The following is a 24,900-nucleotide window of genomic DNA, read 5'->3' as shown; positions in this document are numbered from 1 at the left end:
CGCTAAGTTTTTATGTCATTTTATGTCATTTCGACGAAGGAGAAATCTTCGCGAGAAACTCTACAAAGATTTAATTCTTGTCGCGGAGTTACTTGCGAAGATTTCTCGTTCTTCGAAATGACAAGATTGTAGAAATATCTAAATTTTAAACTTCTTCTTTTTTTATTTTACAATAAAATAATCCAACATATATTAAAATTGCAATCAATGATATTATCGAAAAATAATAAATATGGTTCATTACATATTTATTATTAAAGATTTCATATTCAGAAAATTTATCTCTAACCGGTAAAAATTGAGTTATTTTTACAAATATTGCAAACGCATTTAATATTATAAATAAAATCAAAAAGACTTTTGCTATTACTCTGGAATACTTCACATTAAGAATCAAACATATCGGAATTAATACTGAAAGAAGACTAAAAACAATAAAATAGCCCAATTGAAGTGTTCTAAATTCGGCATAAGCTTCATTTGATTCTAAGATAATCTTTTTGAATAATAACTGCGGAAAAATAAGATCAAAATAAGGTCTGACAAAAACATTACCATTACCTAAAATTCCCCAAGTGCCCCAACCTCGGATTGTTTGATAAACTGAATTAATAAGATTAACAATTGCTAATAAAAGCCAAAAATATCCTATTCGTTTCTGTAAAGTTATTGCCATTAATTTTGTTGTAATTATATTGAAATTCTTTTTTTTTGCAGATTTTTTAATCTCGAAAAGTTTTTATGCCATTTCGACGGAGGAGAAATGACAAGATTGCGAAACCTTTGAACCTTTGCTACTCTGTCCCGAAGCTTCGGGATTGAACCTTCCTCAACCTACAACTTCAAATCCTGATTCAACTCTTTCTCTGATTCGATGGTTTTTCCGTTGTATTGAAGTTTCCAACCCATTGAATTTGTCAAGATTAGAATTTTAGACAATTCACTGATTAAACGATTTTGAGCGTTTGTTTTTAAAGTCGAAGCTTCGATTTTCTTAGCCAGATTTGCTTTTACAGATTTGTTGATTTTATTGTAATCGTCTCCCGTAAACGGATTCAGTTTGCTTTGTTCAACATCATAAAACTGAATATCAGGATTGATCGTGATTTCTTCTTTTGGAATATTAAGAATTGTAATTGTTTTATTCTTTTCGTCGATATCGTATTTCATTTTATGCAAATCGTAAGCTACCGTAACATTTGCATTGACTACAACAAGTGCTTTCTTCTCAAAAGAAACCATGTCCATCAAGTATTTCTGCTGATTTTTATACGTGATTACTTCTGAAAAATGTCCTTCGGTGACAACCAATTTACCAACATTAAGGATTTGCTGCTGAATTAAATTGGTGTTATAATCGATGGTAGAATCATCTTCTTTTTTGAACTGACAATATTTGAAAGCCAAAACGATCAAAAGTATCGCCGAACCTAAAACTATTATTCTTTTTATTAAATTTTGCATTCCATTATTTTATTAGACCAATTTACTTCTTTTTTCAAGAGGTTAAAAGTTTTTCGTCATGAAGTTTTTAAAATGGATATCCAATTGCGATATTCAATATCAGATTGTCTTTTCGCCATGGACCGCTTCCGAAATCAATATCTTTAATTACCCATCTTTCGCCTTCAGGCAAATATGGTTTTCTAAGCGGAAATGCCAAATCGGTTCGTAAAACCAGGAAAGACAAATCAAAACGTAGACCTGCTCCGGCTCCAACAGCAATATCTTTCATGAAATCTTTGGTGATTTCTCCGCCGGGTTTATCCGGATCAGCATTTAAAAGCCAAACATTTCCTGCATCAATAAACAAAGCTCCGCGAACAATACTAAAAAGTTTTGCCCTGTATTCTGTACTAAATTCCAATTTTAAATCTCCTGATTGATCCGGTAAATAATCATTAGTCGTTTTAATATTCAAGTAACTTCCCGGTCCCAAAGATCTTGCTCTAAAAGCACGAATACTATTGGTTCCTCCCACCACAAATTGTTTGGATGTTGGCAAAGCGCTTGAATTTCCATACGGAAGTCCTGCTCCAACAATAATTCGGCTAGCCAATTCGCTTTCTTTTCCGAGTTTTAAATAATGTCTGAAATCGGCTCTCATTTTTACATATTGGCTAAACGGAACATCAAAAATACTTTTCTGATTCCCATTTTTAACATTTGCTCCACTTACTAATCCTGTAATGTTTCCTGCCAAATCCAAATCTCCACTAAAATAGAACGTATTCTTTCTACGTTTCTGCATTGTGTTGGTATATGTATAGGTATAAGTTGGACCAAAAATTAACTGCTTTTCAATTACCTTTCCCAGTGATTCATCTTCTTTTATATCTTCTAAATATTCTGCCGTTACATGATTTGGACTCACATATGTAACATCAATAACATTCAACTGATGTTCTTTTCGAATATTCTCTTTCCATTGATATCCAAAAGATGTTTTAAACGAATTTAAAGCATACAATTGTGTTCTGTTTTGGTATTCATATCGCACCGTCGCTTTGGTTCGCGGCACATATTCGCTATTACCTTCAACATGAAAAAACGGAACGATAAATCTTGGCCACGTCAAACTGGTTTCTGTTCCAAGTTTATAAATATTCTTCCCGTTATTATCTCCCGAAAGCTGAAAATCGGCACCACCAAAAACAGAAACCGTAAGCAATTCCGCTCCTCGAAATAAGTTTCTGTTGTTCCAGTTTACATTGATTTCTGTTCCGGTATAACTCGCCGAATTTGTTTTTCCTAAAACCTCAACTCTAATAAATTTCTTTGGTAAAAGCGTTAGATAATAATAAGAATCCAGCGTATTTGGTAAACTATCCGAAGGTTTAAATTCGTTTTTTACAAAGCTAAAAGTTCCCAGATTCACAAAACGATTCAGCGTCAAATTATGATCTTTTCTATTGTATAAATCTCCTTTTTTGAAATAGATTGCTCTGTCAAAAACTCTTGGTTTAAAAGTATTTGCCGTGTCTATAATCGTAAAATATTTGTACTGAACAACATCTTCCGGTTTGTATTTAACGCTATCTTTTGAAATGGCGAAATTCGGGTAAACAATAATTTTATTAATCTTATACGATGTAAGCGCTTTTGGCGGCGTATCTGCTTTTATTACCAGCCTAATTTTCACTTCATGATCACCTTTACTACTATCAACTTGCGCTAAAATATAATCCGGATTAAAATAATAATATCCCTTTTCTTTAAGCCTTGCATCTATACGTTCACGCTCGGCTTTTATAACATCCAAATCATAAGGTTTACCTACTTTTAATAAACTTCTTCGGCTTGATCTCGCTATTAATCTTGACATTGCCAATGAATCATCCGGAAAAGTCACACTTTTTATTATATATCGTTTTTTGGGTTCAACAGTATATTCTGCGGTTACTCTTTTGTTGCTTACAGTAGAATCTGCACTTACGCGAGTTTTAAAATAACCACGATTTTCAGTAAAATTTCGAAGAACAGCAGCGTTATAATCCAAGTCAACTTTACTAAAAAGTACTGGCGGTTCACCAACTTTATTTCGCAGCCAATATCGAATTCCCTTATCTTTTTTAGGCTGTCCTGCAATATTATAAATCCATAATTTAGGACGTAATCCCAAGAATTGTTTATTGGGTTTTGGACGTAATAAATTTTCAAGTTCCGTCTCCAGTTCTTTACGTTCTTTCTTTTTTGTAATAGTATCTTTTACGGTCACAGAACCTCCTGTATACAACAATTCTCCATCAGGCAAATACTTTGTATTGCTGCATCCAAAAACAAAAAATAAGGATAGCGCAATAAAATATCTGATGTATGCTGTTTTTATATTGCTATGTTTTTTGCTCATTTCCTTCAATTTGATTTTCTTCTTTTTCCTTATCTTCCTTCTCTTTCTTTTTGGCTTTTTCCTTGCGAATTCTCTCTTCTTTTATCATTTCTTTTTCTGCCGCTGTACGATGAAAAAGCTCTCTGAATTTGTTGTAACTCATCGTGATAATAAATGCAACTCCAGTCTCAATAACCTGCCCTTCTACCGCAACCTGATATTCATTTTTTCGATAAGCACGAACCATATATCGTCCGTCTTTTGTCAGTTGATAATCCAGCGCTACGTCTCCCGCAATATTCGTACTTTGTTCGTTCGCACGTTCTTGTCCTTCAACGGCAAAACTGCTTCCTACGGTAACTTTTAATCGATCATCAAGGAGTTTTTTAGAAACACCAACATTCAAATCTGTTCTGTTTTCTCTGCTTCCTGATGTATAATCATCTGTCGATTCAAGGTCAAATTCTAACTGAACTCCGGTAATTAATTCTCCCGCCAAATCATTTAATTGCTGCGAAAGTATTTTGCTCACACTTTGTCTTGCCAAAGATTCTGCACTTGTTCCGCCGCTTTCACTCGCAAACGGATTTTCTCCAATAAATCTGTTCAATAATAAAAGTGCAAAAACCTGTTTATTTAACTCAGCTGGTTCTTGTCTTAACTGTTGTAATTTCGTTTGTGTAAGAGACACAACATCTGTAGAAACATCATAATTTCCATCCGGAAGTACAATATCAAAAGTAATTTCAGGTTTCAAAAGTTCTCCATTCATTTTCAATAAAGTCTGAAATGGAATTTTCTGTTTGTACGTATTTCTAACTGTCGGATTATCCGTTGGCAATTGATTTCCAAGTAAATCGATTGGCGCTGCATCGACTTTATAAATCGCAGTAATATTCAAAGTTGCCATTGTTGGTTCGCCATTCCAGGTAATCGAACTTCCTTTTTGAATATTAAATTTTCGTCGGATCATGTTGAAATTCATTTCATATGCACCATCAGAAAACTCATATTTACCAGTCAAAGTTGTTTTTCCCGAAGGATCGATTCCGCCAATAAGTTCTGCTTCCCCTTTTAGATTCAAATAATCACCATTTCCTTTGTCTATAACCAATGTCAATTCTGCCTCTTTATCAATCGAAATAGCAACGCTCACATCCATACCAATTAACTGCGATTGATTTAGTTTTTGTTCCATCGCGGCAGTTTGTTTCAAATACTGATTATCTTCATCTACAAATTCTACAATTCCTTCACGATCAGCAATTGAAGGATCTGATTGTGGTAAAACAACGGTGAATTTCGTGTCTTTATTTATTTTGATATTTCCTCCAATAATCGGATTTTCCAGCGTTCCTTTGATATTTAATTTACTATCCAGAATCAAATCTCCATAAAACAAATCATTGTCTTTTTCTTTAGAATGTATTGCTCTAAAATCGTCTGCAACAACGGTTAAACCAAAATCAAAATTGCTATAATCCGCTGATTTTATAGTTCCGTTTATCGTTAATTCATTATCATTTTCATCCTTGAAAGTAAAACTGTCAAATGTAATTACATCGTTTTGAAGTGTAATTTTTTCATCTTCCGTTTTAAAATACGAATTGAATTTAGTGACTCTGAAACCTGTATTTTTAAAATCTAATTCACCATTTACTTTTGGTGCAGAAGCGTTTCCGGTGATTTTAAAATTTCCTGTCAAAAATCCTGTTCCTTCCGTAAGATTTCCCATGCTGAAACCCTGAATACTTTTGATATTCAATTTGTTTAAATCTAAATTAAAATCAAGATTTCCGTCATCTATTTTATAGTTTCCTGTCAGATTTACATCATTTCCTTCTCCGCTTAACGTAACATTTGCAGCCAATAAATTATCGGTTTTATTATCAACTTTTACCACAATATCTCCAACAGGTTCACCTTTAAAAGCAAATTGATCGATTTTAATATCCGATGTAAAAGTTGGTTTCGTCATTACGTTTTCAACCACAGCATTTCCATTAATCAAACCTTGCATTAATAGCTGATCTTTTTTGACGATGTTCATAATCGTCTCAATTTTGAAGTTTACAAAATCAACTCTAAGAGGTGCATTATCCTGATTTCCCTGCGATTGAATTCTAAGTTCGTTTCCTGAATTTTCTAGGAAAAATTTATTGATATAAAGTCGTTTCCCTCCAAATTCAATTGCGTTTTCAGGATCAACATTCCATTTATCATAATTCAGAACAAAGTTTTCTGCATCAATTTTGAATATGTTTTTAGAATCTTCTGCTTTAAAATTTCCCGCAATAAAATATAGTTGTTTGTCTTTTGCATCTTTCACTTCAAGTGCATAAGTCAAAAGATTATTCTCAACTTTTCCGGATAAACTAGTAAACGGAATCTTCAAAGAACCGCTTTCAATTGTTGCCACAGAAATTCCGTATTCTAAAGCATTTTCCTTGGCTTCAATATTTATTTTCCCATCAGAAATAGTATTATCAGCATATACAATTCTCGGAATCGTTCCTTTTATTTCTAAAGAATCTGCTACATTATTGTACTTTCCTGTAATATTAATTGGTTCTAAACCTGTCAATTTCGGAACCAATTTAAAAAGTATCGGATCATTATCTATCTTTAATGTAAAAGCCAAACGTTGTTCGTCTGATTCTCCATTTACCTTCGGATTTTTTAAATCAATATATTTCGAAAGTGACTTTTTTATTGCCGCCGTTAATGTGGTCAATTTGTATTTTCCGTCAACTTCTGCCTTTAAAAACTGCGACGATATTTTAATATTATTTCGATTATTATCTGCGAAAGCAATTATTCGCATAGAATCCAAAACAATTGGTTCTGCTTCCTGCAAAATCTGAATATTCGAAAGAAATACTTTTCCGTTCAGAAAATCCGGATTACTATTGGCAATATCTGCATCAACATTTCCGCGCAATTTCATTGGTCCGGCGTGAAGATTCAGCTTTTCTAAATCGGCAATATCAAGGTTTAATTTTAATTTTATTGAAGGGTATTTTTCTTGTGTATTTCCGCTCGCAACTAAGTCAAAATTTAAGTTTGGATCTTGCATTCCTGATTTTACAGCAAAAGATCCATTTGCGATATTCCCTTTTAAAGCCAAATCTTTATAAGTATATTTATTGAAAACCGCTTTCTGAACCAAACCGTCAAATTGTGCCTGAGCCGTTTTTGGATCTAAACCTTTGCCTTTTACTTTCGCTTTAAGCGTAATTTTTCCAATCGAATCATTTTTGATTAATCGTCCTAAATCAAAATCCAATAAATAAACTGTCGCGTCGTATTTCTCTTTTTTCTTGATACGCTGATCAAATAAAGCATCTATTTTTGCATTTCCAAAACTGCTGTTTAAAGCCAAATTAGTTTTGAAATTCTGAACTGAACCTTTAAATTTTCCTTTTAAATTAAGTTGAGAAGGCAATTGAATATTCTTCGGAATTGTTCCGGTTGGTACAAACGAATAAATGTCTTTTGAAGTACTTGAAAGCTTTTTAATATCTAAATCGTAATACGCTTTTTGTGCATCCGGCAAGCCTTTTATTTTCCCCGAAAGGGCAACTTTTGTAGTTCCAATTCCGCTCATTTCGAATTGCGGAATAGTCAAATCTTTTATTTTTCCGCTCAAGCGTGTATTTAAATATAGAATTGCATTTGGATTACTCTTAAACGGATTTGTTTTTTGTAAATCAGGAACAAAAAGTAAAATATCTTTAAACCCAATTTTTGATTGTTTTAGATTTGCATCTAAAGTAAGGTTTCCTAAATCTTTAGAAATCGATGCAATCGAAGAATAAGAAACTTTGGCTTTATCCTGAAGTAATGTTTGCGGCGTTTTTAAATATAAATCATTCAGGTACGCATTTTTAGGTCCGTAAAAGAAATCTGTTTTTAAAGACTGAATTTGTAATCCACTTTTATCATTTACCGTTAATGTTTTTATATTTCCTGAAATAGTATCGTTTCCGTAATACAATTTCTCTGCTTTAAAGTTGAATTTATCCAAATCCATATGACTGTAATCAATTCCTTTTGAAACTGGTTTCGATTGCATATCATCAAATTTGAAAGCGATATTTTCTAAATTAACATCGGCCAATTTCACTTTCCAGCCTGTTTGTTTTATGGCAGTTGTATCTAAATTTGGCGCTTGAATTAGTTTGTCTTTTGCTCCTAAACGTAAATTTCCTGTTAGATTTTTTAATTCGAAAGAATCAAAATCCAAAAGCTGATTGTTTAAGTCTATTTTGTTTACTGACAAATCCAGATTGTCCAGCTTTATTCCGGAATCTAATTTGGAATCTTTATTATCGTAAGCAATATCAATTTTTGACAAACTGATTTTGCCTAATTTTAAATTGAAGTCGGTTCTTTTCGAAATTGTATCAACAGTTTTCACCGAAACTTCAGCAATTTTCTCTACAACATCTTGATTCAAAACTACTTTTAGTCCGTTTAGGTCAATATTCGGAATATCAAAATTCATTTTATCCAAATCGAATTCTTTGAATTTTGTATCAAAATGAGTAAGATTTACTTTGATATCATTCTTTGAAAAATCGTCTTTGAAATTGAACTTTACATTATCAAGATTAACCTTAACAACTGATATTTTGAATGGCTTACTATCTGGATCTTCAACTTTTGGTTCTTTTGATTCGAAAGCTTTTATGATATAATCGAAGTTGAAAACACCATTTTTATTTCTGGAAATATTGGCTTTGACATTTTCCAACGAAACCGAATTAATTTCTAATTCACTGCTTACCAATTTAAACAAGTCGACATCGAGTTGTAAACGTTTCCCTGCCAGTAAAGTATCTTTTTTTTGATCTTCGAAATAGAAACCTTCGAGAACTACATCTTTAGGAAATTCTATCGAAATATGATCTAAGGAAACTTTGGTTTTAATCTTACCTTGTAAATAAGTAATCGCTTTATCCTTTACATAATTTTGAATGGATGGAACCTGAATTAAAATAATCAGAAGCAATAAAAGTGCAATAACAGAAGCCACGCACCAAAGAAGTACACGTAGTGTTTTTTTAAGAAAATGAATTGGTTTCTTATTCATACGTCAATAAAACACATTAGATTAAAGTTGCGTTATTATAAAGCTGTATTTCTACAGTTTACAAAATTGAAAAAATTAAACTTTAACAATTTACACAATTACACGCAATTATTCTAAAATTTCAGGTACAAATAATTATTTTCTTACTTTTATTTTGCGATGAAGTCGCTAAGACTCGAAGAAAAAGGATGCAAATCTATAAGACTTTGCGACTTCGCGACTTTGCGCGCAATTTTCGCCGTTACATAAAAAAGCTTAAAAATAATCTCGCAAAGGCGCGAAGTCGCAGAGAATATTATTTAAAATTTAATATGAGACCATTTATCTTCTATAATCTTAATCTTTTGCTGAAGTTTAGCTAAGAATTTCTGATGCTGTTCTGATTCCGGATTGAAGCTTCGATGACGCAGACTTTTTTGAATTTCTTCGACTTCCTGCATTGTCAAAATACTATTTTCAGAAATATAGTTTTCGCTGAATTTATGCCAGATATAATCTATTGCTACTTGGTTTGGATGCAGCATATCTTCGGCATAAAAACGATAATCACGAAGTTCGTCCATCATAATTTCGTAAGACGGGAAATATTCTAATTTTAGATTGTTGATTTTAGATTGCAGATTATGATGAAGTCCTGCAAATAGATGTGATTTGCTCAATTGATTTTCTGCAAAACCATCTTTTATATGTCGGACTGGAGAAACGGTAAAAACGAAATTGACATTCGGGTTTAAAACCTGAATTAAATCAATTGTATTCTGAATGCTTTTCTGAATTACTTCAACTGGTAATAACTCTTTTATAAATTGCTTTTGTGGAACTTTATGGCAATTAGCTACAATTTGATCGCTTTCGATATTTCTATAAATCCAGGAAGTTCCATAGGTTATAATAATATGTGAAGCTTCTTTTAGTTGTTTGCTGGTTTCTGTAATGGCTTTATTTAAAGTTTCGAGTAATTCTTCTCGATCAGAATTACTTAAATCTGAATGAACTTCATAACTGTGCCAACGTTCGTTATAAAAGAAAACATCTTTCTCTGTATAGAATTCCTCTTTAATTATCCGGCTAATAATTTTCTCGATCGAAACCGGATTAAAAATAATCCCAAACGGATTTGTGGTATTTTGAAATTTAAAATAGTCAAATTTCTCCGCCATATTTTCGGCAAAGCAAGAACCAAATGACAACACTTTTGAGTTATAATCAATAGGATTATTGGCTTTTGAAATTGGTATTTGGGTCCTGAATTGCATATCGTTTATTTTAGACACGAATTTCACCAATTTTCACCAATAAAAAAACCAAATACAGAAGTATTTGGTTTTTGATATAATTTCGAATTTCGATTATTTAATAAGTATATTCCATTTCGTATTCTACTGTTTTTCCGTCACCTGCAAATGATGTTTGTTTCGTTGGGAAATCTTTATCGTTGTAAATATAGTTTGTTAAATAAACAGATGGATTAGGCAAATCACTATCTACTCTTTTAATTTTCACTATGTTGTTACGTGAGATTTCTGTTTCTTTTAATAACAGATCTAAGCCTAAAATATTTTTTAGAGGATTATTTTTAGTGTCATATTCATAAGTTCTTGTCGATGTAGAAGTTCCTCTAACATTTTTGTCTTCAACAAGATTACCGTCTTTATAAGTAAAGGTTCCTTCGCTAATTTTTGTTTCAATTTGAGTATCTGCGTCAACTGTGTAATCTATGTATGAAATCAAATTATTAGAAACATGAGTATAAATTGTTTTGCCAATATATGTTCCGTTAGGATATTGAGTCGTGAAATATTCTCTTGTAATTCTGGTTTTTAATTTTCCATTTTCATAAGTATATTGAGCTTCCATATCTTTAGTTTCTACACCTTTAGAATCAACATCAAATAGCTGTTGCTTGGTAATAACATTTCCTGTATATGTAAAAAGTATTTTTCCCCCTGATGATATACTGCTTACAATTTTATTTCCATCATAAGTTATAGTGTTTTTAGTATTTGTACCCAAATCTGGCGAAGGATAGCTGTAAGTAATTGTTTTAGGCAAGATAGATGTATCTTCTGAAGAATTATTATCATCATTTGAACATGATGTAAGCACTAAAGTAAAAGCACAGAAAAGTAATAAAAGGTTTTTCATTTTTTGGTATTTGTTTTTGGTTGGACAAATATAATTGAAATTATTTCGAATAAGAAAATCAGAAATTAACACCAGAAAAAAGTTCTAAAATCAAACTAGTCTTTATTAATTAAAAAAATCCCCAACATCAATATTAATTGATAATTGGGGATTGTATCATTACTATAAAGAGAATTAATAAGTAACCTCTATTTTATAAGAATCTGTAGCGTCTCCAACAAATGCTTCTGTTAAGAAATTGCTTTTGTTGTATTTATTTGTAGTTGCTACTGTTGCTGTTTGTTCAAGAACTCCGTCGTTATCATAAGTTTGAGTAACGCTTTTTACGTTATTATTCGCTGAATAAAAATCAAATTCTAAATTATTATCCAAGTCTAATAAAAGCTTCAATCCTGTTACATTAACAAATGGACTTTTCTTATCATCAAATGTACTTGTTATTTTTTCTCTTAAAACTCCATCGATAATTTCAGAAGAAATCATATTTCCATTTGCAAAAGTATAAAGCGTAGTAGTGTCAAACTTAGTTTCTCCGTTGTCGTCTATTTGAGATTGATTTGCATTAACTGTTCCGTTTGCATTATAAACAAAAGTCAATTTTTGTTTAGGACCGCTACCAAAAGCTTTAGTTGTAATTTTTGATATTAGTTTTCCGTTTTCATAAGCATAAACATCTGTAGATTGTAATTCACTTGAATAGTACAATTCAACTTTTGTGATAAGATCTCCTGTATAAGTAAACACAGATCTTGAAGCATCAGAAACTTTAATTTCTTTTAACTTATTTCCATCATAAGTAGCAGTATAAGTAACACTTCCAGATTTTCCGTTTTCAACACTTGTTTCAACAATTTTTGTAGGTAACAATGCAGCAGATCCAGTATCTGAAGAAGAATCATCACTTGAACAAGAAGTTAACACTAATGCTAAAGCACTAAAAAGGCATAAAATTTTTTTCATTTTGTTTTGTTAAATTTGTTATTGGTGCAAACGTAGTACAACCCAAAATCAAAACCTTACGGGATTCCTCAGCAAGACATATATTATAATCACAATCATTTTTAATACACTAATTACAAACGACATAGACAAGTAAAAATTTTAGAAAAAAAAAATAATCAAAAGGAAATTATCATGTAACCAATTAGCTTTTTCCTGTTTTTTATTCGTCCAATATTAGAAAATATGTTTCCAAAAAATTAAAACATTCAAGTCTTAGAAAAAAAACACTCATAATTTCAGCTGTAGAAAAATTTACATTTTTAATAACTAAAAGCCACTTTATAGCGTCAAACTATTCACTACTTTTGCATCTGCTATAAATTTAAATCTACTTATGAAATTACTATATTCTTATATAATCAAACACAAAATGCTTTTGTTTTTTGCGTTGATTATGGCCTCTATCAACATTTGTTTCAGCTTATCAGACTCTGTAATTACCGGTAAATTAATGCAGGATTGCGGTGTTGGTTTGCATAAATATGCTGGAAACGAAATGGGTTTTATCAAATCTTTATCATTCTGGTTGGGTCTTTCGCTTGGTGCTGCGATGATTTCCAGAATTACCAAAAATTTTCAGGATTATTTTACCAATGTCGTTATTCAGCGAACTGGTGCACAAATGTATACTGACGGAATTAAAAAATCACTTGATTTACCCTTTGCAGAATTTGAAGATCAGCGAAGCGGTGAAACTTTAAGCAAACTGACTAAAGTACGTTCTGATTCTGAAAAACTAATTACACTTTCAATTTCTTTAATTTTTCAAACCATTATCGGGTTCATATTCGTGATCGTTTATGTGGCTCGTATTGATTATCGTATTTCGATTATCTTTTTGATTACTGCTCCAATTATTGCTTTGATTAGTTCGTATTTGGGAAAAAAGATCAAAATTGTCTCTCGAAAAATTGTCAATCAAACGAATGCTTTGGCGGGTTCTACAACCGAAAGTTTAAGAAATATCGAACTTGTAAAAAGCCTTGGATTAACGTATCAGGAAGAAAAACGTCTTAATTTAAACACCTTTAAAATTCTACATCTTGAACTGGAGAAAATCCGTTTTATCAGAAGTTTGAGTTTTATTCAAGGAACTACCGTTCACTTTTTAAGAACTTGTGTTGTTTTTACGTTGTATTATTTCTTGTTTGGAAATAAAATTATTGTTGGTGATTTATTGACAATGGTATTCTTTACTTTCTTCATTTTTGGACCTCTGCAGGAATTAGGGAATTTCATTATTGCTTTGAATGAAACCAAAGTTTCAATGGAAAACTTTAAAACTCTATTAAGTGCTCCAAAAGAATTCCGTCCTAAGAATCCAAAACATGTTGGAGCGATTCAGTCTTTGCTTTTTAATGATGTAAGTTTTCAGCATAAAACGGCAAAATTCAAAGCTGTAGAAAATATTAATTTCGACATCAAACAAGGTGAAACCGTTGCTTTTGTTGGTCCGTCCGGTTCCGGAAAAACAACTTTGGTAAAATTATTAGTTGGTTTATACACGCCTGCCGAAGGAAAAGTACTTTATAATAAAATTGATTCCACCGAAATTGATTTGCTGGATTTAAGAAAACAATTAGGTTTTGTAACTCAGGATGCACAATTATTCTCCGGAACAATCCGCGAGAATTTATTGTTCGTAAAACCAAATGCAACCGACGAAGATTTATATGATGCTTTAAAAAGAGCGAGTTGTGAAAAATTATTACAACGTGCCGAAGATGGCTTAAACACTACAATTGGTGAAGGCGGAATTAAAGTTTCGGGTGGTGAAAAACAACGTTTATCAATCGCTCGTGCGATTCTAAGAAATCCAAATTTATTGATTTTTGATGAAGCTACTTCCGCATTAGATTCTATTACTGAAGAAGAAATCAATACTACAATTAGAAACATATCTGACAAAAACAGAATCACAGTTTTAATTGCCCATAGATTATCAACAGTAATGCACGCCGATAAAATATTTGTACTTGAACAAGGTAAAATTATCGAGCAAGGTAAACACGAAGATTTAATTGCTGAGAAAGGTTTGTATTACGCAATGTGGCGTCAGCAAATTGGGGAACGTAAATAAAGGTACTAAGATTCTAAGGTACTGAGTTACTAAGTTTTTTCAATAGCGTCCAGCTTTAGCTGGATGAAAGAAATAATTTTAAAAGGCTTTAGCCAAACTGTTACGTTTGGCTAAAGCCTTTTTTTAATCCCTTCTAAAATGTTAGTTTTTTTTTTAAATAATCTCGTTTAACGCACTATTTGTCATTTCGACGAAGGAGAAATCACACTCGGGATTCGACAAAGATTGGCGATTTTGATTGCGTCCCGAAGCTTCGGGATAATGTGATTTCTCCTTTGTCGAAATGACATAAAATGTGCAAAAAATCATTTTAATCCTTATAATCTGTGGCAAAAAAAATAAAAACCCGACAGGTTTTAGAACCTGTCGGGTTTACTTTATCTATAATTTTAAAACCTTAGAACCTTAGTAACTCAGATTCTCAGAACCTTAAAAAAACCTACTTCAAAAAATCAATTGCGTGAGCCAAAGCCTCAGCAATTCCAGCTGTGTTTTTTCCTTTTCCGGATGCGAAGAAAGGTTGTCCTCCTCCATTTCCATCAATATATTTTCCTAATTCTTTAATAACTGCATTTGCGTTTAAGCTTTTGCTTGCTACCAATTCTTTAGAGATATAACAGTGAATATTTGGCAAACCATCTTCTATAGAAGCTAAAAACACAAACGAGTCTGGTTTTGAACTTCCTAAAGCCGAAGCTAATTCTTTCGTCGAAGCCATGCTTAAATCTACTTGTTTTGCAAGGAAATTTACTCCATTTACTTCTTGGAAATCTTTCTCTAATTCAGATTTTAAAGCGCCTACTTTTTCTTTTAGCAATTGCTCGATTTGTTTTTTCAATTTAGCATTATCATCTTGTAAAGAAGCTACAGATTTTAAAATATCTTGCGGATTTTTTAATGTTTCTTTTATTTCAGATAAAGTATTCTCTTGATTTTTATAGAAATCTTTTACAGCATCGCCTGTAATCGCTTCAATACGACGAATACCAGCCGCTACTGCACCTTCAGAAATGATTTTGAAATGCCAGATTTCTGCCGTGTTTTTTACGTGAATTCCACCGCAAAGTTCTTTACTGTCACCAAATTCAATCATACGGACATTATCTCCGTACTTCTCTCCAAATAAAGCCATTGCACCTTTATCTAATGCTTCTTTAATTGGAATATTTCTGTGTTCTACTAATTGTAATTGTGCTTCAATTTGTGCATTTACACTTGCTTCAACCTGACGTAATTCATCATCTGAAACTTTAGAAAAATGCGAAAAGTCAAAACGCAAATAGTTCGGATTTACCAATGAACCTTTTTGTTCTACGTGAGTTCCAAGAAGGTTTCTCAAAGCCAAATGCATTAAGTGCGTAGCAGAGTGATTTTTTGAAGTTGAACCTCTTAAATCAGCATTTACTTTTGCTACAAAACCAGCTTCAATATTTTCCGGCAATTGTTTTGCGAAATGCAAAATCAAATTGTTCTCTTTCTTCGTATCAATGATTTCGATTGTTTCGTTTGCTGAAACTAAAGTCCCTTTATCTCCAACTTGTCCTCCTCCTTCTGGATAAAATGGTGTATTATCTAAAACGATTTGGTATAAAATTCCGTCTTTCTTAGAATCAACTTTACGGATTCTTGTAATTTTTACTTCGTTTTCTACCTGATCATAACCAACGAAAGTTTCTACATTTCCAGGAATCAAAACTGTCCAGTCTTCTGTTGAAACTTCTGATGCTGCACGTGAACGATTTTTTTGTTCCTGCATTGATGCATCAAATTCAGCTTCGTTAAAAGACATTCCTTTTTCTTTTAAAATCAAAGCTGTTAAATCTTTCGGGAAACCGAAAGTATCGTATAATTCGAATGCTTTTGCACCAGAAACTTCTTCTCCTTTAGTTTGTGCAATTACATTGTCTAACAATTGTAATCCTTGATCAAGAGTTCTTAAGAAAGAAGCTTCTTCTTCGCGAATTACATTCGTAACCAATTGTTGTTGCGATTTGATTTCCGGGAAAAATTCTCCCATTTGATTCGCTAGAACTTCTACCAATTTATTGATAAAAGGCTCTTTAGTACCTAAGAAAGTAAATCCGTAACGAATTGCACGACGCAAAATTCTACGAATTACATAACCAGCTCCCGTGTTTGATGGTAATTGCCCGTCAGCAATTGCAAACGCAACCGCACGCACGTGATCTACTACTACACGAATCGCAATGTTTGTTTTATTTTGTTCTTCGCTAATATTTTTAATTTCATTAGACGTATACGTAAAACCTGTAATTTGCTCTAGTTTTTCGATAAGCGGAGTAAAAACATCAGTATCATAATTTGATGTTTTTCCTTGCAAAGCCATACACAAACGCTCAAATCCCATTCCGGTATCTACGTGTTGTGCAGGAAGTTTTTCTAGAGATCCATCTGCTTTACGGTTGAATTCCATGAATACATTATTCCAAATTTCAACTACTTGCGGATGATCATTGTTCACTAAACTTTTACCAGAAACTAATGCTTTTTCTTCTTCTGAACGTAAATCAACGTGAATTTCAGAACAAGGTCCGCATGGTCCCTGATCTCCCATTTCCCAGAAATTATCTTTTTTGTTTCCAAGGATAATTCTGTCTTCATCAACTAATTCTTTCCAGATATCCCAAGCTTCCTGATCAAAAGGAACATTTTCCTCATTGTTTCCTTCAAAAACAGAAACATAAATATTCTCTTTTGGAATTTTATAAACCTCAGTCAATAATTTCCATGAAAAATTAATCGCTTCTCTTTTAAAATAATCACCAAATGACCAGTTCCCCAACATTTCAAACATGGTATGGTGATACGTATCAATTCCTACCTCCTCAAGATCATTTTGCTTACCGGCCACACGAAGACATTTTTGCGTATCGGCTATTCTCTTACTTTTGGGAGTTGAATTTCCTAAAAAATATTCTTTAAACTGGGCCATTCCCGAGTTGTTGAACATTAAAGTTGGATCATCCTTAAGAACAATAGGAGCCGACGGAACGATTAAGTGCCCGTTGCTTTTAAAAAAGTCTAGAAATTGTTTACGTACGTCTTGTGATTTCATATTTAAATTAAGAAAATGTATCTGTTTATTAATGTGCCAATTTGATACTGTGATAATTAGATGATTTCAAACTAAAAAACTTACAGTTCTAAGCAATAAATCATCTTCTTATACATTATCTAATTATCTAATTGACTCAATTATCTAATTATTTTATTCTTGAAAAAAAGCTTCGAACAACTGAAACATTTATTAAATTTGTTCGACTAACTTATTTTACAAGCTGCAAAAATAGGGTATTTTAAAATATGGCGAAAGTAAAATATTATTACGACTCAGAAAATCTGGCTTATACGAAAATAAAAACCAGAAAAAGGATCAAAATTGGTTATGGTTTGCTGTTTTTGCTGGCCTCTGCACTCTTTGGCTTTTTAGTTTTTGTACTTTTAATTAACACGCCTTACTTCGAAACGCCAAAAGATCGTTTGCAGGCACGTGAAATTGAAAATTTGAAATTGCAATACGCCATTTTAAACAAAAAAATGGATGAAATTGATGATGTAACCGAGGCATTAGAAAATAGAGACAACAATATATACAGGGTTTATTTTAATAAAACTGAAATTCCGGATTCTATTCGAAAGGCAGGCTTTAGAGATCCTGAACGTTATAAAATTTTAGAAGGTTACAACAACTCTCAATTGGTTTTGAATACAACAAAACGAATTGACAGATTGTCCAAAGAATTGGCGATTCAGTCGAAATCACTGGATGAAATTTTGAAATTGGCGAGTACAAAAGGTAATTTATTATTGGCAATTCCGGCGATTCAGCCTGTTCGAAATGAAAACTTAAAGCGAATGGCTTCGGGTTTTGGATACAGAACTGACCCTTTCACGAAAGTGCGAAAAATGCATAACGGAATGGATTTTACCGCCAACACAGGTTCTCCTGTATATGCCACAGGCGATGGCGTTGTAGAAAGAGCTGATGCCGCAGCGTCAGGATTTGGAAATCATGTGGTGATCAGGCATGGTTTTGGATACGAAAGTTTATACGCCCATTTGAGCAAATACAACTGTCACGCCGGACAACATGTCAAACGTGGCGATGTGATTGGATACGTGGGAAGTACCGGAAGATCTGAAGGTCCGCACTGCCATTATGAGGTTCACAAGGACGGAAAAGTCGTAAATCCGTTGAACTTTTATTACGGAAATATGTCAGCTGTCGAATATGTCGCAATTTCGCAAATGGCAAATCAGGAAAATCAGTCATTAGATTAATACTGCAAAAAGTAGTATTTTTGGATAAAATAGAAAATTAAACAACATGCATATTGAGCTTTCAAAAGATAAAAGATATTATAGCATTGGCGAAGTTGCCAAAGCTTTTAATGTCAATGCATCATTGATTCGTTTTTGGGATAGCGAATTCGACATTTTGAAACCTAAAAAGAACGCCAAAGGCAACAGAATGTTTACGCCGGACGATATTACAAACCTGCAATTGATCTATCATTTGGTCAAAGAAAGAGGTTTTACACTCGAAGGCGCCAAAACACATTTGAAAGAGGGACAAAAGAAAACATTAGATAAATTCGAAATAATACGTAAATTAGAGACCATAAAAACACAATTAAACGAAATTAAAAACGAATTATAGCATTAATAATCAAAAACTAGAAATAAACTTAAATCAAAACTGATATGAAAAAATGGTTAATCCCCGTAGGAATTATTGTTGTACTAATTGCTATTATTGCTTTTTGGTCAATTGGAATTAAAAATACTGGTTTGCAAAAAAGTCAGGCAGTTAACAAAGAATGGGGAAATGTGAGTACCACTTATCAAAGAAGAAATGACCTTATTGGAAATTTAGTAAACACAGTAAAAGGTGCTGCAGATTTCGAAAAATCAACATTGACAGCTGTAATTGAAGCTCGTGCAAAAGCAACTTCTGTAACAATTGATCCAAGCAATGTAACTCCGGAACAATTGTCTCAATTTAACCAGGCTCAAAGTGGAGTATCTTCTTCTTTGTCAAGATTATTAGTTTCTGTTGAACAATATCCAACATTAAAAGCAAATGAAAATTTCTTGAAATTGCAAGATGAATTGGCTAGTACTGAAAACCAAATTTTAACGGCAAGAACTCGTTTTAACGAAGCTGTACAAGATTACAACGGTTACATCCTTTCTATCCCGAACAAATGGTTCCTGGATTATAAAGAAAAACCATACTTTGAAGCTGTTGCAGGTGCTGAAAAACCAGTTGAAGTAAAATTCTAAAAAAGATTTTAATTTTTTAGACAATATTCTAAAATCAATCCCGAGGCTTCGGGACTAAACTCTAAAATTATTTCGATGTCAAAAGTAGAAGATTTTTTATCCAAAGAAGATGAACAAGCAATTGTTGAAGCTATTCGCGTAGCAGAACAAAATACTTCTGGCGAAATTAGAGTACATATAGAACAAACAACTTCTAAAGTTCCTTTTGATAGGGCTTTAGAAGTTTTTTATGATTTAAAAATGAATGAAACCCAACTTCAAAATGGTGTTTTATTTTACTTTGCTGTAGCAGATAAAACTTTTGCTATTTGCGGAGACAAAGGAATAAATGATGTTGTAGCATCAGATTTTTGGGATTGTACCAAAGACGCAATGGTAACACAATTTAAATCAGGAAACTTTAAACAAGGTATTGTTGACGGAATTTTGAACGCCGGTGAGCAATTAAAGAAATACTTTCCGTGGTCTGAAGGTGACACTAACGAATTATCAAACGAAATATCAAAAGGATAAAAAAAATGAAAATTTTTAAAAATAAAATCTCAGGTTCTAAAAGAATTTTTCAGTTTACCTTTTTATTAGTAGCGTTTTTTACCTCTAATTGTATTTTTGCACAGTTTGAGATTCCAAAAATACCCGAAAAACAAACTTCTGTTTACGATTACGCTAATATTTTAAGTGCTTCTGAAAAAGCTCAGCTTGAAGAAAAACTAATACGTTATTCAGATTCTACTACGACTCAAATTGTAGTTATTACCATCGAAAGTTTAAAAGGCGAAGATGTTAGTCAACTAGCAACAAAATGGGGACAAACCTGGGGAATTGGAGGAACAAAACAAGATGATAATGGTGTAATTATTCTATTAGCCAAAAACGAAAAGAAAATTGCCATTAATCCCGGATATGGAGTTGAAGATCGCTTAACAGCAGGAATTGGCGGAACAATTATCCGAAATATTATTATCCCGGAATTCAAAGCAGGAAGTTTCTATAATGGCCTTGACAAAGGTACAGACGCTATAATTGATGTCTTTAAAGGAAAATTTAAAGGCGAACGCAAACAAACCAAAGGAAAAGATTTTCCGATATTCCCTTTTATTGTAATTGTTGTAATTGTATTAATTCTACTTTCCCGAAATAAAGGTGGTGGAGGAAATTCAGGCAATAATGGCGGTGGAGGTCCTAGCCTTCTCGATGTTATTCTTTTAAGCAGTCTTGGAAGAAGTAGCGGAAGCGGATTTGGCGGAGGTTTTGGAGGCGGATCATCCGGTGGAGGTTTTGGCGGTGGCGGAGGCTTCGGAGGAGGTTTTGGCGGCGGCGGATTCTCTGGTGGAGGTTCTAGCGGAGGCTGGTAAAACAGGTTTTTTGTTTCAGGTTTCAGGTTTATTTAATTTCAAGTTTAAAATCCATTTATGAGAATTAGTTTTTATTTCTTTATTTTTTGTTCTTATTTCACCTCTTATTCACAAGAGTTTTTTGACACTGACAAAATAGAAAGCGGGAAACAAATTGAAGAACTAAATACTATAATCCTTCAGGATCCAAGTGCTGAGAATTATTATTACAGAGGTTATAATAATTATATAAGTGAAAATTATCCGGAAGCATTATCTGATTATAATAAAGCGCTTTCGTTGACGCCAAATGATTTTAATATTTATTTTAGCAGAGGGAATCTAAACATAAAACTAAAGGATTATGAAGGTGCCATTGCTGATTTTTCAAAATGTATTTCATTAGATAAAAACTCTCAAAAGTCTTATTTTAACAGAGCATTTGCCGAGAGAAAAATATACAATCGAACAGGTGCAATAGACGATTATTCGAAAAGTATTGCATTAAAGCCAGATAATATATCAGCCTATCAAAATAGGGGATTATTAAAAAAAGAACTAAATTTACATAAGGAAGCAATAGCAGACTTTGATAAAGTTATCGCAATTGACCCAAAATCAGTTGATGCATTTCAGAATAGAGCGATTTCAAAAGCAATGCTTAATTCAAAAGATGCCTTACTTGATTTTAATGCAGCGGTAAAATTGGCACCGGAAAATGCAGAAGTATACTTTAATAGAGCACTTTATTTTATTAATTTCAAAATAAAAGGAGATTATTGCTCAGATTTAAAAAAAGCTTTTAATTTTGGCTATTTACCGGCACAAGAAATAATAATAGAACTTTGTAAAATTTAATACCTAAAGATGTTATCACATAAAGCAAAATACGCCCTTAAGGCCTTACTTTATTTAGCAGAACAAGACGAAAATCACATTTCTAAAACTATAGAAATTGCTGATGGAGCCAACATTCCTAAAAAGTTTTTAGAACAAATTTTATTAGATCTAAAACGTGGACGTTTTGTGAGCAGTAAACAAGGAAAATTTGGTGGATATTATCTGATAAAGTCCAAAAATGAAATTACTCTTGCAGAAATTCACCGATTATTTGACGGTGCAATTGCGCTTTTACCTTGTGCTTCTTTAAACTTTTACGAGCCTTGTTCTGACTGTAAAACCGAGGAAGAATGCAGTCTGAGACATGGTTTAATGCTTATTCGAGACGAAACTCTTAAAGCGATGCAAGGCATTACTATAGCCTCTCTGATAAAAAAATAAAAAAATATTTTCTAATTCCTAGTAAATCGATAGAATTAATATTTATATTTGCAGAAAATAATTAACAAACCATTTACAAAATTTTAACCTATGAAAGTACATTTCAGTCCATCAGGTGTAACCAAAAATCTTTTGCAAAGAAAACTAAGTCAATTCACAACTGTGAAAAACAATTCATTTATGATATGTATGTGTTGGTAAAAAAAATTTATTTTAAATTCTACTAATCACATATACTTAATATAAAAATGAAAAATTCTATAAAAAACACTTTAGCAATATTATTATTTTTAACCTTCTCTGTTTCGTTTGCACAAACTGTTGAAGGTGTAGTTTCTACAAGTGAAAATATTCCTCTTGAAGCAGCAAACATTGTTATTAAAGGAACAACTTCAAATACTACTTCAGATCAAAACGGAAAATTTACAATTGATACAAGAGGAAAACTTCCTTTTACAATTCTGATTCAATACGTAGGATATAAAACTACTGAATTAGAGTTTACTGCTTTGCCAACGGCTCCAATTATAACAACTCTTACAGAAGAGAATGCGCTTGTTGAAGTTGTCGTTTCTTCAAGACGTCGTATCGAAAAAGTTCAGGATGTGCCAATCGCAATTTCGGTTATTACAGGTAAACAAGCAGAACAAACCGGAGCTTTTAACGTAAACCGTATCAAAGAACTTGTGCCTTCTGTACAACTTTATTCTTCTAACCCTAGAAATACTGGTATCAATATCCGTAGTCTTGGTTCTCCATTTGGACTTACAAATGACGGAATCGATCCTGGAGTTGGTTTCTATGTAGACGGTGTTTATTATGCTCGTCCTGCTGCTACAACTTTAGACTTTATTGATGTAGAACAAATCGAGGTTTTACGTGGACCACAAGGATCTTTGTTTGGTAAAAACACGACTTCTGGAGCGTTTAACATTACTACTCGCAAACCAAGTTTTACTTCTGGTGCTGACTTTGAAGTGAGCTACGGAAATTATAACTTTTTGCAAGCCAAAGCTTCGATTACAGGAGGTTTGACTTCAAAATTGGCTGGTCGTATATCTTTTTCAGGTACACAACGTGATGGTTTAATCGATAATGTTGCTACAGGAAGACCTACAAACACATTAAACAATCAAGGTATTAGAGGTCAATTACTTTATACTCCTTCAGAAAACACAAACATTATATTAGCGGCAGATATTACAACGCAACGTCCTGATGGATATGCGCAAGTAGTTGCCGGAGTTGCTCCAACAAAAAGAGCTGCTTACCGTCAGTTTGATGCTATTATTAAAGACTTGAATTATCAATTACCAAGTTTGAATGCTTTTGATCGTAAAATTGACCACGATACTCCATGGCGTTCAAATCAGGATATGGGAGGTATATCTTTGAATATTGATACAAAAATTGGAGGCGGAACTCTTACTTCGACTACAGCTTGGAGATTCTGGAACTGGGATCCATCAAATGACAGGGATTTTACAGGATTACAAGTTTTAGCTAAATCTCAAAACCCAACAAGACAAACTCAATTTACTCAGGAAGTTCGTTATGCTGGTCAACTTACTTCTAAAATAAGTGGTGTTGTAGGTGTATTTTTCATCGACCAAACATCAAAAACAAATGGTACAGAAGAATCTGGTAATGCACAATGGAGATTTGCACAAAGCTCAACTAGTCCGTTATGGAAAACTCCAGGTCTTTTTGAAGGATACGGAATCAAAACTGACGCTAGTATCAGATCATCAAGTGCTGCAGTATTTGGACAATTGGACTGGGCAATTACAGAACGTTTTCATATTTTACCAGGTCTAAGATATAACTTTGATAAAAAAGAAGCCGATTATGCTCGTAAAACATACGGTGGTCTTCAAACAACTGATCCAGCATTAATTGCTTTGCAAAAATCAGTTTACTCAGATCAGTCATTTACATCAGATACTGATAAAACTGACTTCTCAGGAAATTTAACTTTGACTTATAAAGCGTCTGACAAAATCAATGCTTATGCGACTTATGCAAAAAGTTACAAACCAGTTGGTGTAAACGTAGCCGGACTTCCTACAGATTCAAAAGGTCAGCCTTTATTAGATCTTGCGGTAATTAAACCAGAGAAAGTAAGTCACTATGAAGTTGGAGTAAAAACTTCTCCTTTCAGAAATTCAGTATTCAACTTAGCATTCTTTAATACTGAGATTAAAGATTTTCAAACAAACGTTCAGGCAGCTGAATTGGGTGTAAACCGTGGATATCTTGCCAATGCAGATAAAGTACGTGTAAGAGGTGCAGAATTAGACGCTAGTTTTGTAGTTAACAGAAATCTAACGATAAATGGAGCTGCAACTTATACGGAAGGAACTTATGTGAAATTCACAAATGCACCGCTTCCATTAGAAGAAACCGGAACTACTGTTGGAGGAGTTCAGGTAGCTTATAAAGATGTTTCAGGAACAGATTTACCTGGTGTATCAAGATGGGCAGGATCTCTAGGAGGTGAACTTTCTGATGATGCTAAATTCTTTGGAAACGCAGGAAAAATATTCCTTGCACTTGATTCTTATGCACGTTCTGAATTTTCTTCAAGCCCTTCGGCTTCAAAATACTTAGTAGTTCCGGGTTATGCGATCTTTAATGCTCGTTTAGGTTTCCGTGCTTCCGAAGGTTTATCTATTCACTTTTGGGGACGCAACCTTTTGAACAAAGATTACTACGAACAATTATTGCCAGCTGGTGGAAACACAGGACAATATGCGGGTGTAATTGGAGATCAAAGAACATACGGAATCACTTTGAAATACAAATTGTAGTCAGTTAGTTAATTTTT

17 protein-coding genes are annotated in these 24,900 nt (G+C 33.0%); 9 read left to right on the top strand and 8 right to left on the bottom strand.

Going from position 1 to position 24,900, the window contains the following annotated elements; all coding sequences use genetic code 11:
- Window positions 1-145: 145 nt before the first annotated feature.
- The 7 genes from CLU81_RS18180 to CLU81_RS18150 all read right to left on the bottom strand — a co-directional run bounded on the left by CLU81_RS18180 (window position 146) and on the right by CLU81_RS18150 (window position 12,029).
- Window positions 146-676: a hypothetical protein gene (locus tag CLU81_RS18180; protein WP_099711102.1), complete on the bottom strand. Its 531-nt coding sequence runs from the start codon at window positions 674-676 to the stop codon at window positions 146-148.
- Window positions 677-834: 158 nt separating this feature from the next.
- Entirely contained in the window at window positions 835-1,464 is a 630-nt protein-coding gene (locus CLU81_RS18175; RefSeq protein ID WP_099711101.1) for a DUF4230 domain-containing protein, read from the bottom strand.
- 67 nt (window positions 1,465-1,531) lie between these two features.
- Window positions 1,532-3,850, bottom strand: coding sequence for a BamA/TamA family outer membrane protein (locus CLU81_RS18170; RefSeq protein WP_099711100.1), 2,319 nt, complete (start codon window positions 3,848-3,850; stop codon window positions 1,532-1,534).
- Complete coding sequence (locus CLU81_RS18165; protein WP_099711099.1) at window positions 3,834-8,924, bottom strand: translocation/assembly module TamB; 5,091 nt, start codon at window positions 8,922-8,924, stop codon at window positions 3,834-3,836. The genes CLU81_RS18170 and CLU81_RS18165 overlap by 17 nt, the downstream gene beginning before the upstream one ends.
- A gap of 299 nt (window positions 8,925-9,223) precedes the next feature.
- Window positions 9,224-10,180: a GSCFA domain-containing protein gene (locus tag CLU81_RS18160; protein WP_099712803.1), complete on the bottom strand. Its 957-nt coding sequence runs from the start codon at window positions 10,178-10,180 to the stop codon at window positions 9,224-9,226.
- A gap of 97 nt (window positions 10,181-10,277) precedes the next feature.
- Window positions 10,278-11,069, bottom strand: coding sequence for a hypothetical protein (locus tag CLU81_RS18155; protein ID WP_099711098.1), 792 nt, complete (start codon window positions 11,067-11,069; stop codon window positions 10,278-10,280).
- Window positions 11,070-11,243: 174 nt separating this feature from the next.
- Window positions 11,244-12,029: a hypothetical protein gene (locus tag CLU81_RS18150; RefSeq protein WP_099711097.1), complete on the bottom strand. Its 786-nt coding sequence runs from the start codon at window positions 12,027-12,029 to the stop codon at window positions 11,244-11,246.
- A 376-nt stretch (window positions 12,030-12,405) separates the two neighbouring features.
- Between CLU81_RS18150 and CLU81_RS18145 the strand changes: the two genes are divergently transcribed.
- A complete protein-coding gene (locus tag CLU81_RS18145; RefSeq protein WP_099711096.1) occupies window positions 12,406-14,151 on the top strand; it encodes an ABC transporter ATP-binding protein in 1,746 nt (581 codons plus the stop codon).
- A 439-nt stretch (window positions 14,152-14,590) separates the two neighbouring features.
- On the opposite strand, the gene alaS is transcribed toward CLU81_RS18145, so the two are convergent.
- On the bottom strand, window positions 14,591-17,227 hold the full coding sequence (alaS, locus tag CLU81_RS18140; protein WP_099711095.1) for an alanine--tRNA ligase: 2,637 nt from the start codon (window positions 17,225-17,227) through the stop codon (window positions 14,591-14,593).
- 248 nt (window positions 17,228-17,475) lie between these two features.
- Between alaS and CLU81_RS18135 the strand changes: the two genes are divergently transcribed.
- From CLU81_RS18135 to CLU81_RS18100, 8 genes are all read left to right on the top strand, one after another.
- Window positions 17,476-18,453: a peptidoglycan DD-metalloendopeptidase family protein gene (locus CLU81_RS18135; protein WP_099711094.1), complete on the top strand. Its 978-nt coding sequence runs from the start codon at window positions 17,476-17,478 to the stop codon at window positions 18,451-18,453.
- Between the two features lie 46 nt (window positions 18,454-18,499).
- Entirely contained in the window at window positions 18,500-18,832 is a 333-nt protein-coding gene (locus CLU81_RS18130; RefSeq protein ID WP_089352044.1) for a MerR family transcriptional regulator, read from the top strand.
- Window positions 18,833-18,876: 44 nt separating this feature from the next.
- Window positions 18,877-19,458 (top strand): LemA family protein, encoded by a 582-nt coding sequence (locus tag CLU81_RS18125; protein ID WP_099711093.1) that lies wholly within the window; start codon window positions 18,877-18,879, stop codon window positions 19,456-19,458.
- A 75-nt stretch (window positions 19,459-19,533) separates the two neighbouring features.
- A complete protein-coding gene (locus CLU81_RS18120) occupies window positions 19,534-19,971 on the top strand; it encodes a TPM domain-containing protein (protein ID WP_099711092.1) in 438 nt (145 codons plus the stop codon).
- A 5-nt stretch (window positions 19,972-19,976) separates the two neighbouring features.
- Window positions 19,977-20,813 (top strand): YgcG family protein, encoded by an 837-nt coding sequence (locus tag CLU81_RS18115; protein WP_099711091.1) that lies wholly within the window; start codon window positions 19,977-19,979, stop codon window positions 20,811-20,813.
- A gap of 57 nt (window positions 20,814-20,870) precedes the next feature.
- Window positions 20,871-21,650, top strand: coding sequence for a tetratricopeptide repeat protein (locus CLU81_RS18110; protein ID WP_099711090.1), 780 nt, complete (start codon window positions 20,871-20,873; stop codon window positions 21,648-21,650).
- Window positions 21,651-21,659: 9 nt separating this feature from the next.
- The gene (locus tag CLU81_RS18105; protein WP_099711089.1) at window positions 21,660-22,073 is read left to right on the top strand and encodes an Rrf2 family transcriptional regulator; all 414 of its coding nucleotides are present in this window, start codon (window positions 21,660-21,662) and stop codon (window positions 22,071-22,073) included.
- A gap of 248 nt (window positions 22,074-22,321) precedes the next feature.
- Window positions 22,322-24,883 (top strand): TonB-dependent receptor, encoded by a 2,562-nt coding sequence (locus tag CLU81_RS18100; protein WP_099711088.1) that lies wholly within the window; start codon window positions 22,322-22,324, stop codon window positions 24,881-24,883.
- Window positions 24,884-24,900: the final 17 nt, after the last annotated feature.

The sequence above is a fragment of the Flavobacterium sp. 9 genome, from assembly GCF_002754195.1.
Taxonomy (GTDB): Bacteria; Bacteroidota; Bacteroidia; order Flavobacteriales; family Flavobacteriaceae; genus Flavobacterium.
The sequence above is the reverse complement of the archived record's forward strand: the minus strand, read 5'-3'. Positions and strand labels throughout refer to the sequence as shown.